The organism is Photorhabdus heterorhabditis (genome assembly GCF_001280945.1).
GTDB lineage: Bacteria > Pseudomonadota > Gammaproteobacteria > Enterobacterales > Enterobacteriaceae > Photorhabdus > Photorhabdus heterorhabditis.
The window spans coordinates 1-13,384 of sequence record NZ_LJCS01000023.1 but is presented as its reverse complement, the minus strand read 5'-3'; the positions used below and the strand labels follow the sequence as shown (position 1 = coordinate 13,384).

The 13,384-nt window shown below is 44.1% G+C and carries 9 protein-coding genes and 1 pseudogene; 2 read left to right on the top strand and 8 right to left on the bottom strand.

Going from position 1 to position 13,384, the window contains the following annotated elements:
- Positions 1-19: 19 nt before the first annotated feature.
- The 8 genes from AM629_RS09960 to AM629_RS09925 are packed head-to-tail and all read right to left on the bottom strand — an operon-like array spanning position 20 to position 11,059.
- Positions 20-1,210, bottom strand: coding sequence for a 2-deoxy-scyllo-inosose synthase (locus tag AM629_RS09960; protein WP_054478524.1), 1,191 nt, complete (start codon positions 1,208-1,210; stop codon positions 20-22).
- A gap of 14 nt (positions 1,211-1,224) precedes the next feature.
- Positions 1,225-1,500: a DUF6137 domain-containing protein gene (locus AM629_RS09955; RefSeq protein WP_054478522.1), complete on the bottom strand. Its 276-nt coding sequence runs from the start codon at positions 1,498-1,500 to the stop codon at positions 1,225-1,227.
- The gene (locus AM629_RS09950; protein WP_054478520.1) at positions 1,485-2,258 is read right to left on the bottom strand and encodes a PIG-L deacetylase family protein; all 774 of its coding nucleotides are present in this window, start codon (positions 2,256-2,258) and stop codon (positions 1,485-1,487) included. Before AM629_RS09950 ends, AM629_RS09955 begins: the two co-directional genes overlap by 16 nt.
- On the bottom strand, positions 2,255-3,505 hold the full coding sequence (locus tag AM629_RS09945) for an aminotransferase class III-fold pyridoxal phosphate-dependent enzyme (protein ID WP_054478518.1): 1,251 nt from the start codon (positions 3,503-3,505) through the stop codon (positions 2,255-2,257). The genes AM629_RS09950 and AM629_RS09945 overlap by 4 nt, the downstream gene beginning before the upstream one ends.
- Entirely contained in the window at positions 3,498-5,411 is a 1,914-nt protein-coding gene (locus tag AM629_RS09940) for a hypothetical protein (RefSeq protein WP_054478516.1), read from the bottom strand. Before AM629_RS09940 ends, AM629_RS09945 begins: the two co-directional genes overlap by 8 nt.
- Positions 5,412-5,418: 7 nt before the next feature.
- Positions 5,419-9,099 carry a hypothetical protein gene (locus AM629_RS09935; RefSeq protein WP_054478514.1) on the bottom strand — a complete coding sequence of 1,227 codons (3,681 nt, stop codon included), beginning with the start codon at positions 9,097-9,099 and terminating at the stop codon, positions 5,419-5,421.
- A 19-nt stretch (positions 9,100-9,118) separates the two neighbouring features.
- Entirely contained in the window at positions 9,119-9,772 is a 654-nt protein-coding gene (locus AM629_RS09930; protein WP_072161862.1) for a histidine phosphatase family protein, read from the bottom strand.
- Positions 9,773-9,793: 21 nt separating this feature from the next.
- Positions 9,794-11,059, bottom strand: coding sequence for a DegT/DnrJ/EryC1/StrS aminotransferase family protein (locus tag AM629_RS09925; RefSeq protein WP_200905762.1), 1,266 nt, complete (start codon positions 11,057-11,059; stop codon positions 9,794-9,796).
- A gap of 754 nt (positions 11,060-11,813) precedes the next feature.
- Between AM629_RS09925 and AM629_RS24565 the strand changes: the two are divergent.
- Together AM629_RS24565 and otnK are read left to right on the top strand one after the other, a co-directional pair.
- A pseudogene (locus tag AM629_RS24565) lies at positions 11,814-12,080 on the top strand (DUF4158 domain-containing protein); the annotation flags it as partial.
- 101 nt (positions 12,081-12,181) lie between these two features.
- On the top strand, positions 12,182-13,384 hold a 1,203-nt coding region (gene otnK, locus AM629_RS09915; protein ID WP_072161861.1), incomplete at its 3' end, for a 3-oxo-tetronate kinase.

The window sequence follows — 13,384 nt, the reverse complement described above, 5'->3', positions numbered from 1 at the left end:
GGCAAATACACAGAATTATTTACAGGGTCGGCACAAGCGTTAAAGGATGCCCTTCACCACTCCAAAGGGGGGTTCCCAATTCATTTAACAGAATCATCGGAATTTCATTGGGCTTCGCGCGCAGATAACCACGTTTATTATCAGATTGCAGTATCTGCATAATGGCTTCCAGGGTTGTTCCTACAGGTGCCTTAATATCGACGCCGTTAAGGTGAATCAGGCGGTAGTGCATATCACGTGCTTGTGATGTCAATAAACCAAGGGTGTGAGAAACTTCAGCTGCGACTATCATGCCAAGAGCCACAGATTCACCATGAGTCAGTCTTCCATTACAGCTTAATTCGATAGCGTGCCCTACAGTGTGACCATATTCGAATACAAGGGCATGATGTCTCTCCCGCTTATCGTTAACCATGACTTTTTGTTTGGTCAAAGCCCCCGCCTGAACGATGCATGCAAGTGTTTGTTCGTCGTAATCCGCTTCTGCATTCAGTGTCCTAGTTAAAAATGGGATATTTTCGGTTTCTAATATCAGCACATTTTTAATGATTTCGCATAATCCAGATCGCAAGTGTTGGGACGGCAACGTCAGCAAGAAAGCAGTATCAGCAAAAACCGCTTCTGGCGTATGAAAACAACCCATCAGATTTTTGCCTTGTGGCATGTTCACCGCTTGTTTAAGAGAAATAACAGAATCGCTCATTGCAATCAGGCTAGTGGGAATATGCACGAAACGAATACCACGAAATAGTAGCGCGGCCAGCAGCCCTGCTATATTGCCGATAACCCCCCCTCCCATCGCGACAATAACACTTTTGCGATCAACATCCGTATTAAGCAATTGATTTGCCAGATAATCCAATGTATTGAGTGATTTATTTGCTTCTCCTTCTGGAATTGACCAGACCCAAACCGGCACCTTTGTTTTTAGAGTTAGCCGTTGTACGAAAGGAGCAGCATGAAGCTGGTTTACGGTATCGTCAGTAATGATATGCAGAGAAGACGCCGACATCTCAGCTAAATGCGCCGAAATTTCCTCTGTGCAGTGGCTCCCTATCCAGAAAGGATAAGCAACATCTTCAAAACGCAACTCAATTTTATGCATAGAATGCGCATTATCTTGAAGTAAACAGGATGAAACATTGCTTTTTTCATGTAACTTATTGTTATTAAAAGGTATATCAATACCATTTTTTTCGGTATTTATCATTTTTTTACCTATGATTAAGGTGATAATGGCATTGGTTCATCAGATGATTGTGCATTAAGCTTCTTGTTTATTATTTCTGCGAGGTTATTAATTCCCATTGACAAATGTTCGTATTTCGACCAACCCAGAGTGCAGTCAAGGAGTGCTTCCAGACGTACCATAAATTCAATGGCATCCCGTGCAGGGATCTCTAACCATCCTCGCTTGATGAGTTCTTCTGCGTCATCTCCCGTTGTCTCACAGGCGATTTTGATAATTAATTGACGAATATAACCTACTGATATTGACATGATTTCTCCCAAAATCTTTCTGCATGGTAAACTGCTTGCCCGGTATGGAAACATGTTTGTGCCAGACGTTGTGCATGGACAATAATTGCATCAATCGTTTCCTGATCGGTTTGGCTGGCATAATTAGATAGTGCTGCATATTTATCTGCTAATGTTTGATCGATACTGATGGCTTCTAGTATGCTGAATTTTCGCTCTGCCAACTGTTTTTCCAAAATATCCAGTGTAAATTCAGCTGCATAGGGCAGGTCTTCGTAAAAAGCAAGTTGCCATTGATGATTATGTAGTGAACAAATGGCGTGATGGACAATCTGATGGTCGATATGATGACCAATGGCGGCTGGCGCAATCACAACATCAGGGCTGGACCCTGCCAAGACCTGCTGTAGCTTCTCCAATACGATTGAAGTTCGTATGTCATTAGTAAGTTGTCCATGAGTAAATTGCAATTGGCGCTCACTCCCATCGTCATAGCCGGACAGGCTGGAATCTGAGAGCCCAAGAGGGTATAACTTCATCTTAAAATTTTGACAAAAAGTCTGCTCTTCTTTTACTCGTACTTTACTGATAACGGCGGAACCCGCATCACGCAGGGATTTAGGGAGCGCCCATCGACTTTGGGTAAATACGGTCACAACCTCTAATGTGGATACAGCCGCCAGTTGTGAGACGAAACCACCTATCGAATAAGCAATATCATCGGGATGTGGAGCAATTAAGGTCAGACGTTTACCATACCAGTCTTTTATTCTGCTCATAAGGCATACCTTTGTAACCAATGAATAGCATCGGCAGCAGGCATAATATCACTGGCACCGTCGATCATATTGAATGCAGCTTCCATTTGTCGCTCGATAGAGACATGGATTTGGTGCTGCGTAGAGAAGTGTAGAGCAAGTTCTGAAAATACCTGTTTGAAGTGGATCTCCAATTTCGTTAAAACGGCTTCAGTTGCCAGCGAAACAGCCTGATTATCAAACTTATACAGTAACAGGCCGTGTTTACCGCAAGCAGTATAGAAAGCCTCATCCAATTCTGGCGTTGCACAGATAAATTGCAGTAATGGCCCATCCCCCATGACTTTTATTGGCAACTCTGCCTGCGCAATCAGTGTGCGTAATGTGTTTGCCAGCATTGACCCACACGTGACCAGACGTTTGTAGCCTTGTTCGTCACGCATATATTTCAATGTGGCTAAAGCAGCAACAATAGGCACTGTGTCAAAATAGGCGGTATAGGTCATATGTTTAGTTTTTTGCATCATTTCAGTTGGCCCGACGAGGCAGGATAAGCGTTGCCCATTGCATAGTCCTTTGGAAAAGGTATAAAAATCAGCCTGTTCGCCAATAACCTGTGGTAACGCAGAACCAGTCACTGAACGATAGCCATTTTTGACTTCATCACTGCAAAATAGAACGCCATATTCACGGGCAAGATGAGCTATTTTTTTTAATGTTTCTGGTTTGAGATGTACATAGTCGGGAGAAATCATCACCATTGCGACTTCGCCATGATAGTTTTCTAACACATCAGCCAGTAATTCAGGGATGAAGTAGAAATCGATAATGCCGCTTTCATTTGGCTGCAAAAAATGGGAAGGCGAAGCCCATAAATCCCCCCAGCCGTGGTAACCTGCGCTGGCGATGATTTTTTTGCCTGTTATCTTCCGTGCACACTGGACAACAGCACGGCAGGCTTCAGTTCCTGAGCTGAAAAAAGCAACTTGCCCATTTGGGATACCACTATCAGCAACAATGATTTCTGCAAGAGCCTCAAAAGGCTCTGACCAGCAGGTGGAAGACCCCTGTTCATTATTTAAACTGGAGATTATTGCTTCTGTGACTACCGGATGATGATGTCCCAACGTGATGCTACCTTTGCCATTCATCAGGTCAATATAGTCTTTTCCATCACTCAGTCTGACGATAGCACCACTTGCAGATAGAGCACGTAAGTTTGGTGCCGGTACGCCAACAGCAGAGGCGATTTTTTCAGGTTTACTCATAGACACTCCCCGATATTTCAGTCGGTTGCATATTCGCGATGCTTTCAATAATCAAGTTGTGGTACTGGATAAAAGTTTGGAATAACAAGGTGAGATCTTCACATAATCGCATCTTACCTATAGGGCTAAATTGACGTACTTCCCGGCGGAAACCGTCAAGCAGCAAAAGCAGCGCAACAGGTAAGGAAGTGAATATCACTGGTAAATTATCATTCTCTGTCTGGTTACTGTTGTACATCAGCTGTAATGTGGCGGGCGGCAGTTGATATACCAACAGAAAAACAGCTATCTCCAATTCTGGCCAGCTTATCCCTCCCCAGTTAGCCTCCTGATGAAAACGGTAGAGATGCCCATCCTTGTCAACTTGCCAGTGCCAATCACCAAAGGCATAGCTAAGGGAAGAGCGTATTGGTCGGGTACTTCCTGCAAAAGGAGGAATATTGAGTGAATCGAGCCAAATGGGTAAGTCAGGTAATTTGTGTTCACTCAATTTACTTTTACCCATTTTGTGTTGCAGGCGTTCCCATGCATTACGAATGGCTGCTCCTATTGGAATCTGAGGTAGCTGGCCGACAATATCTATTAATGGTGATTGGCTGACAGACTGAATAACAGCGTTGCACTGTGTAAGCCAAACTTGATGATTTTCATGAGGTGTTTCAGCCATAAGATCCCGTAATGGCCGCAATCCCGGAAGATGTTGAGCAATATGATAACCATCAAGAAACCACGCCTCAGGATGGGCAGTATTGGCTTGCTTCACCCGATTGAATTCCGTGAGTCCATAGGTGCTTTCCCCAATAAATCTCAGGTGCAACAATGGCGTTTCATGTTTATCCGTGACTAACAAGGGAGTTTTTTTGGGGTTAATCAACCTTCTTGCATATTTTTCCATTGCTGGCGAGTTCCAAGGCAACCAAGCCTCACCCAAGCCATATCTTTTTTCCATTGTTGGGCAATGGATAAAGATCTGTGTATCCGCGTTATTTATTATTGTCGAATTCAGTAAATCAGACGCTGGTATCGCAGAAATCAATGTAGAAAGAAAATGGCGGTGATCATTTTTTAACAACAGTTGCCAGAGTGAACGCCGTTCACGTGTCATCAGTGGTGATCGCACAAATACGGTTGACCATGAAGCTGATGTTGTGATTTTTCTCACATGCCCAATGCTGGCAAACCAGATGTTTTCTGCTTTGAAGGCTAACCATTCCGCAAGTTTTTCAACGGTATTGCCTGTATCGGGTTGATCATCAACAATCACGACGTCTGGACGTTCAGATTGTGCGTCAAGAAGACGAAATAGAGTATCCAACTCTGAAGGATGGTACTGACAATAGGCGTTAATATGCCTTAAAGGGCGCAGTGTTAGCCATGCAGGGGGCACACCATTAATCTGAGTTAATCCTGCAACCCAACGTGGAATAAGAAAACTCCCACCACTGCGGAGACCGACAACCACGATGGAACGCCCGGAGGCAAACTGGCGGGCAAAACGGATTGCATCATCCACACAGACTTCGGTATCCCCTAAATCATAGCCATAACACTCTGGCAAGGGGAGTGCCAAAATACGGGTCAGTAGATCCATCCAGGGAGAAAATTGACCTTGCAATACAAGGCCTATTTGTTGAGAACACTCCGTTTCAGCCGTGATTTTATGACCACCAGCGATAGACAAAGCGGCCTGTTGCGCATGTGTAGCAGAACATTTGGCCTGACGGCGGACAGATAACGGCTGTTGACTGACTTCAGTAAGAAGACTTAGGTCGCTCCATATTTGTCCCAGAGCGCAGGCTGATACATAACCATCACCGTTTTGAGCATATTCAGTGGCGAATAACTTCGCCACTAACTCTGAGGGGGTAATCTGTATTCTAGCAACCTTGCCTAGGTATTTAGTCATTCTGCCCTCATTTTGTCCGCATAGTGCTAATAATCGCAATCGGATCAACTTCAGACAATTTAAAACGGCCTTTCCCCTCTGTGGCTATGGGAGCCAGAGCACGTTGAATATACGTTTCAATTTCCTCTGTGATGCCATAAGGGATAAGACTAAGTTGTCTGACAAATTGTTGACATTGGCCCTCAGAGAGTACATTTGCATGATAGGCAAGCAAGTACTCTTTGCAGCGTTTAAACTGACTTTGCCAAATCGCGATTTCACCTGCGATTGAGGCAGCAGAACCTGCATTTACCGCGATTTCAGGAACGTGGTGCAAAACTAAATTACGCAATCCGGCATTTTCTGGAGCAGTAACCAACCGCTGCAATGTAGCCGACAAATCACGACGATGTAACAAGCTGACTGCGATCCGTTCAGCCCCAACCCGGGAGAGTGGTTTTTGTACCATCCGCATCAACGTCTGCTCTGGCCATACTGCTGAAAAGAGTAATCCCATCTGCCCTGCGGTGGTGTGAAGGCATTCCCACTGTTCTTGGTCATCCTCTGTTTTTTCCAGCTTCTCAATAATTCGGTGAAAAGCATCCCAGGCATGGTCAAAACCAGCAAGGTAAGCGCTGGTGACCTCATCACGTATAGATTCATTCAGACAGAGTGCAGCGAGCGTTGAGGCAAAGGGCAACGAATAAACTGTGATACGCTGAACAGAAAAATCAATCACAGCCCGGTAATTAACATAAGCGTGGAATAGATCACTCCAGGGAGAATGTCCCAGCATGTCATATACATGAGAAACTTCATCATTAGGCACATAGGAGAAATCATAAGCAGTATCGAATAGCACCCGCAACCAAAGCACCAGTTGTTCGAGATCCTGTCTCTGCCAATGTAAGCCATCAGCGCGCTTTAAACGTAAGAAAAGTGTCCAAGTGCCTAATTGGCAGACCCGATTTGATGATATCTGCCATTGTGGTTTCCATTCTGAAATACGTGAAGCCAATGCATCGAAGACATATAAGCGACCAATCTCCTCTTCCGGGGCATTCGGAAGCTCGCAGAACTCAACAACCAACTCCTTCTCATTAAAGAGGAAACTGGCCTTGTGTACGACAAAGGGCAGAGAAATCTCAAAGAGGTTATTAGTTAACCTTAAAAGGCAAGAGCGGGCATCACCAAAACCATCAGCGATATTGATCAATTTATGTAAAAGCGCAGGTAGATCAGGCCCCGATTCAGCCCGGAAACGAACCAGCATCCACTGATGCAATAGATTGTGTAACTGGTGAGCATTTTCTATCGGTAGCTGTTCCGGTGTCATATTACCGGCGACAGGCATTAAAACCTGCCAACGTAAGAAATCATCCCCCAAGATTTCTACAACATCTTCTTTTAATTCAAGAAAAAAAGTATCCGGCATAGGGTTATGACGAACATGTTCTACCCATCCCTGGAAAACGCATAATGCCGATTTTTCTGTGGCAGAAAGCGTTGATAGCTGAGCAAACTCCATCCAATCGCTGAGCAGATCTAGATAATTTTGATACGTGATCAGCTCATGTCTATCAACCACATCGGCTAATACCGCCTTGAGTACCTGATCGTAAGTATCCACTAAATCTATGCGACAAAGTGCCCTCAAGGTGAATAATTTCGCCTGATGTAACGCTTTCATCAGGCTATCCGTAGCTTGTAGCAAATCAGCAGCTTCACTCGCTCCTGCCAGTGCTGCGGCTGCTTTAAAGCGCTTAAGTGGAGACAGGAAAGCCACATAGTCAGCAAACGCTTCGGGCGCATAAACCAGATTCGCCAGTGCAATCGGTGACAATTGGCGATGATGGATAACTTCAAACAGTTCGTGAACAGAAAGTGTAGAACCTGCTGCCTGGGTTAACGCGTGTAAAATGTTGATCCGGTCTGCATCTTCATAAATGGGAATAATGTCTGTATCTGCGAGCACATGAAGTAGACACTCCAGTAGCAGACGCCCATCCCCATTTGGGGACGTTATCGCAACATCAATCCATTGCGCCAATGGCATTGAGGGAATTCTCTCAATCCATGATTCGGCTTTGATAAATAACATCAGCAGGCGCAGGTCATTGAGTTGCCTGATCTTGTCTGCCAATGTTGGGATAGCCTTACATAAGTGCGGTAATGTCGATTGCGGATCGGTTTTGGCTCTGAAAGCACAGAGATAATCTGTTGTTTCGTCAGTTGCTGACCAATGAGCAGGGTAGAGCGTCATTGCTTTCTCACCGACTTGTGCCAGGAGCCAACCTGTTAAACTTGGGCTTCGGACAATGTCACCATGCTGTAACCATGTGTCCATTGGAAAAAGAGTACGTTGCCTGAGTGAAACACCGATTTTTTCCTCTAATACCGGTAAGCCAGCCAGCGCACGTTGCAAAACATCCGAAAGATCTTGAGAAGACAGCGCCGTAGTGGGCAGAGATTCTCTATCGTCAAAAATATGCTGTACAGCAGCGGGCAAATTAACCGATTCAATGGTTTCCGTTTCCAATTCGATAAGTGGTTTTTGCGCACTAAAGTAGGCTTGCTCTCCCACACTATTAATAATGACCAAAGGAACTGCGGGGATATTGGTTAACTGGGTAAGAAAAACAGGCAATTTTTGTTGACGGAACATGATGCCAGCATGTTCACTGGCAACGCCTGATTCAACGAAGACAGCCACAAGAGTGGATCGCACTGGCAAAGGAAGACGCAAATAACGAGACCAAGCATCGTCTAATGTGGATGCCGAAAGGAAAACGCCTAAATTAGGCTTTGCAGGATGCAGCAATGTTGTTACGGGAACCACCTGCATACTACGTGCCAGCTCTTCTTTCACTTCAGTGGTTAACTGTTCAACCTGACGCTCAAGTACATAACCCGGAGCGGGACGTGCCTGTACTAACCAAATCTTATCCACGCGAACCTGACATAATTGAGCGCCATACCACAAAGGTGCAGCTAACGTTGGCCAATGATAGGCCACAGAGTTTGCCCTTGAGCCGGGGGATTGTGCCGACGCAAAACCAAAACCGAACGCCAGTTCTCCCCGGATACCTTCAGAGGCATGTAAAGTCAATCCGGTCACGGAAACCAGGCCATGATCCGTTTCCAAAACCCACTCAGTGTCTAACGCAATTTCAGAGAGATATTGATGTAATTGATTGATAATTTTATTTAAATCATGACATGCATCGTCTGTCAGATACGGAGCCTGTAAAGCGCCCACTGTAGATGGCGTACCTTCAATCAATTTTTGAACAAAACAGGTGATTGGCTGCGGTTGATAACCCGGATCACTTAACCGTTGCTGTTCAATGGATTGAAGTTCAAATCCACTGAAAGCTACCGCAGAAAGCGTATCACTAAAATCTGCCGGACAATGACAGATGATACTGGCATAGCCTCCAGCATTCACGAAAGTATCACCATCCTCCAAACCCGCACTGCGAATAATCCAGGGGGCAGGACCACAAACTTTCTCAACCTGTTTTATCCAGTCGGGGTGCTCAGTGATGTACTGACTGTAGAGGGTGCGTAGCAGCGCAGTATCTGCTTGCGGATAATGTCTTACAATGGCAAGCGCTTTATCAGCCGCAAATCCCACTAAAGGTGGAACCAATGCTGAAAAATCAGTGTGCCGGGAAAGTTGTTGTAATCGTTCAAATTTTGCAGCCATACGTTTTATCTTCTTACCTTTAAAGCCATAATCTCAAATGATTTTTCGCGTTAACAAGAACAAGCCTAGATTTTCCACCTATCTCTTCATTCTCTATAACGTGCAATGCTGTATTACTAATACGCATATGCCAGCGTTGTAATAGGGAGATTTCCAGCCCTAGCAACACAAACATTGCTAACTCTATAGTGAATGCATGGGAAACGATCAGAGTGACCTTTTCCCGGCCACGCTGTTGGTGCCGTTGACGCAAGAAATCGGTCACTCGTGCTCGTTGTTCAATAACAGTTTCTACTTCAGGTCTTACTTTAATTGTGGGACTATTCAAACGTTCTTCCAGCATTGCATCCCATTCCGGCAAACTTAATGGCGGTATCAGTGAAGGTGCTATACGCACTTCTTCCAAACGCTCATCAGATATCAACGGTAAATTGTACCGTGCAGTGAGAAATTTGGCCGTTTGCATTGTTCGGACCATTGGGCTGCTAAATATCTTGTCTCCGATTAACTCCTTGGGAAAATTATCTGCTAATAATTGTGCTTGTTGCTGGCCCATTTCCGTCAGTGGTGAATCAGGCAAAACTGAACTGATTAACACATGGTCATCCTGTAGATTGCATGTTGCTTCTGCGTGTCGGATGAACACAAAACGATGGCAATGTGTTGACGTCATAATAGTTTTGACCTTTTAGATTCACAGATGCTCGGCATGGCTCATTACCTTCTCCAGAGCACGCTGGACATCAAGCATGTCAGTTTCTTCTGCAAGTAAAAAATGATGCGGCAAGGCAATGTGGCTATGGGAGAATACCTCCGCTATTGGCAGACTAAAACGCTGCGGCTGAACGGATGACTGAAAGTCTTTTCCTAATGCGAAACGCCGCCGACTCTCGGGTTGGTATAACGTACATTGATTTAATGCGGCATACATAGGCTTACAAGGTAAATTCAGCTCTGCTGACAGGGCTTCTGCCAGTTTTTCTACTGAAACCTTCTCTAAGACAGATTCAGGTAATCCAATGACATAGCTATAATAGACACGTTCAGTGGTACCCAGAGTGGTTTGCTGAGGAAAACAGCCAATTTGCAGCATCAGCTCATCCAAATATTCAGCATTACAGCGCCGGATAGCATTCTCGGTATCAAGTTTTTCTAATTGAGCTAACAAAATTGCGGCATGAAATTCAGACAAGCAATAGTTCGAACCCATTAACTCAGCAGTTTCTAATAACTCCATATGATCCAACGGTGGTGGTACACTGCTTAATGTACGTCCATCGGCGCGTAGATGGGCTAATCGTCTAGCAATTTGCTCATCTTGAGTTAGTACCGCTCCACCTTCTCCACTGGTCAACAGCTTACTATGTTGCATGCTGAACGTTCCAGCAATACCAAATGTCCCCACATGTTGACCAGCAAAACGAGCACCGTGTGCTTGAGAGCAATCTTCAATGAGTGGCAAATTATTTTTTTCTGCAATATGCATTAAGGCATTCAGATCTGCAACCGCAGAACCGAGGTGTACAACTGTAATCGCACGACAGCGAGAAGTAATTGCTTCCTCAACCGCATTTGGATCTAAGCACCCTGTCTGAGGATTCACGTCGGTTAGCATTGGAATAGCATTAATATTAAGAACAGCTGATGCTGAAGCGACCCAAGATAAACCAGGTACAATGACTTCATCACCCGCTCCGACCCCTACTGCCTCTAAAGCCATAGTCAAGCTGGCAGTACCACTGGAAGCAGGAACACAATAATTAGCATTCGTGTAACGTGCATAAGCTTCAGCAAAACGCTGTTCAAAAGAAGGTACCCCACGGTATGGTCCACTTATTGACCAACGCTGACTATTTAAAACAGAAAGTAGATTATCTACAGTTTCGGGAGAACTTGTAGGCCACCCAGGCCAAGACATTGTTCGAATGGAAGAGCCACCATGTATTGCCAGTTTAGACACGATGAGTAATCTCCTTTTCAAATAAGAAGTGATATTAATCCAGCGAAAAATCCATAGGTATCGTTAAGCTATAAGGGATATGTCTCTCTTTCATTTACATAGAATATCCTATGTGAATTACCACCGGTTTACTAAGTTAAATAACCAATAGCACTACTACACTCAGTCCTTAAACTCAGTTATAGCTATAGGCTTTCACTTAATACAAGGTGTTACACTATTTTTAAGTTTAACTTAAATGAAATCGTAAGATTTGAAAAATATTAACATTTGGCATTCTGCTTCTTAATAGAAGATGTATTATCTCGTTGGATTTTTTAATTTCTCAATCTATAATTTATTTTAAACTATGTATAAAAATACAAACCATACAAAAAAATCAATAAATTAATAATCTAATTTTCAATATCGTGATTCACGTCATAATTAATTACACGTAAACACCATAAATTAAAATATAATATTGCCAATTAGAACCACACACCAGACAATATATTTAATCTTAATAATCAAGATTATACATTAAATAATTAGATCTATACCCTATGGATTTCAAGATGCGTCGCGACGGCAAGGGAGCGAATCCCCGGGAGCATTGATAACTATGTCATAGAGAACGATGTGACCGGGTGAGTGCAGCCAACAAAGAAGCAACTTGAAAGATAACGGGTATAAATCTATGTCTATTAAAGGTGGTAAGGAAAAGATAAAGTGACATACTCAATGTAACCCTGCCATATTAAGAATTAAAAAAATGAATACCAATAAAAAGCGCCTGACTATACTGACTCAACCTGAAATTCAGGACTATTTTGGCCTGCCTCGATTTACTTTGGAGGAACGAGAATACTATTTCACCTTATCCGATACGGAACATCAGATAATACCGCAAGGTTGGTCTGTTAACTCCAGGGTGAACTTCATTCTTATACTTGGGTATTTTAAATCCAGGAAAATATTCTTTACCTACACACTGGAAGATGTCATCACGGATATCTCTTATATTCTGGCTTGCCATTTCCCTGATCATTCTGCCGCCAATATAAACGAAGGTTTTGGTCAATGGGATGACAGCGCAGTTATCAAAACTTTTAAAGGTATCACTTTACCGGAGAAAGAATTATGACCATTAAATTGGGTGTTATTGCCGATGACTTTACCGGCGCAACCGATATCGCAAGTTTTATGGTGCAAAGCGGCTGGCGGGTTGTTCAGTTACTGGTTGCACCTGACGAAAATACAGTCGTTCCACAGAATATTGATGCCATTGTTATCAGCCTAAAAAGCCGCTCTTGCCCGGTAGATGAAGCGGTGAACAACTCACTAAAATCCTGCCGCTGGTTACGCCAAGAAGCAGGCTGTCAGCGAATATTCTTCAAATACTGCTCAACATTTGATTCCACCAGCAAGGGTAATATCGGGCCAGTAACAGATGCTCTGATGGGGGAACTAAACGCAGATATCACGCTGATCTGCCCTGCACTGCCGGTTAATGGGCGTACCGTTGTGCATGGACATCTGTTTGTTAACGGGCAACTGGTCAATAAAAGTGGTATGCAACACCCCCCAATAACACCAATGAAAGACGCTAATCTAATACGCCTGATGGAGCAACAGGCCCAGGGAAAAACAGGTCTGGTAGATCTGACATGTGTTCATCAGGGAGAGCAAGCAATCCGCAAGCAGCTAAATAAATTACAACAACAAGGCATTCGCTACGCAGTAGTAGATGCCATGTCCATGAATGATCTACTACCTATTGCCAGTGCTGTGTCAGAACTGACATTAGTAACCGGGGGTTCTGGCCTTGGTGCCGCACTTGCCAGTACAAATACCGGAAAATTATTGTCACCACCTCAGCCGGAAGGTGCAACACCCCCTGCTCAGAATAGACGTACCGTGATCCTTTCCGGCAGTTGCTCCGTAATGACCAACAAACAAGTGGCTCAGTATCAGAAGCTAGCCCCTACCCAATCCCTGGATATTGGATTATGCCTCCATGATCCACAGTATGCGGGTCAACTGGTGGAATGGATTATGCAGCCATCCGAAAACAACCTTGCACCAATGCTATATTCAACCCAACTTCCAGAAACATTGCAGAAAATCCAACAACAATATGGTGCCACTACTGCCAGTGAGGCAATAGAAAATACCTTCGCCAGCATTGTAAAAAGCCTACAACAACGAGAAATTGACCAATATGCGGTATCCATGGTTGAAGATGGACAAGTTGTTTATCTTGATGCCGGCACCACCACATTTGAAATTGCCAGAGTATTGGCTGAGCGTTTTAACCTCACCATTATTACTAATGATTTTTCC

Excerpts from the sequence above, each read along its gene's own strand:
- AM629_RS09960 (WP_054478524.1), bottom strand. The coding sequence starts at position 1,210 with ATGATAAATACCGAAAAAAATGGTATTGATATACCTTTTAATAACAAT.
- AM629_RS09955 (WP_054478522.1), bottom strand. The coding sequence starts at position 1,500 with ATGTCAATATCAGTAGGTTATATTCGTCAATTAATTATCAAAATCGCC.
- AM629_RS09950 (WP_054478520.1), bottom strand. The coding sequence starts at position 2,258 with ATGAGCAGAATAAAAGACTGGTATGGTAAACGTCTGACCTTAATTGCT.
- AM629_RS09945 (WP_054478518.1), bottom strand. The coding sequence starts at position 3,505 with ATGAGTAAACCTGAAAAAATCGCCTCTGCTGTTGGCGTACCGGCACCA.
- AM629_RS09940 (WP_054478516.1), bottom strand. The coding sequence starts at position 5,411 with ATGACTAAATACCTAGGCAAGGTTGCTAGAATACAGATTACCCCCTCA.
- AM629_RS09935 (WP_054478514.1), bottom strand. The coding sequence starts at position 9,099 with ATGGCTGCAAAATTTGAACGATTACAACAACTTTCCCGGCACACTGAT.
- AM629_RS09930 (WP_072161862.1), bottom strand. The coding sequence starts at position 9,772 with ATGACGTCAACACATTGCCATCGTTTTGTGTTCATCCGACACGCAGAA.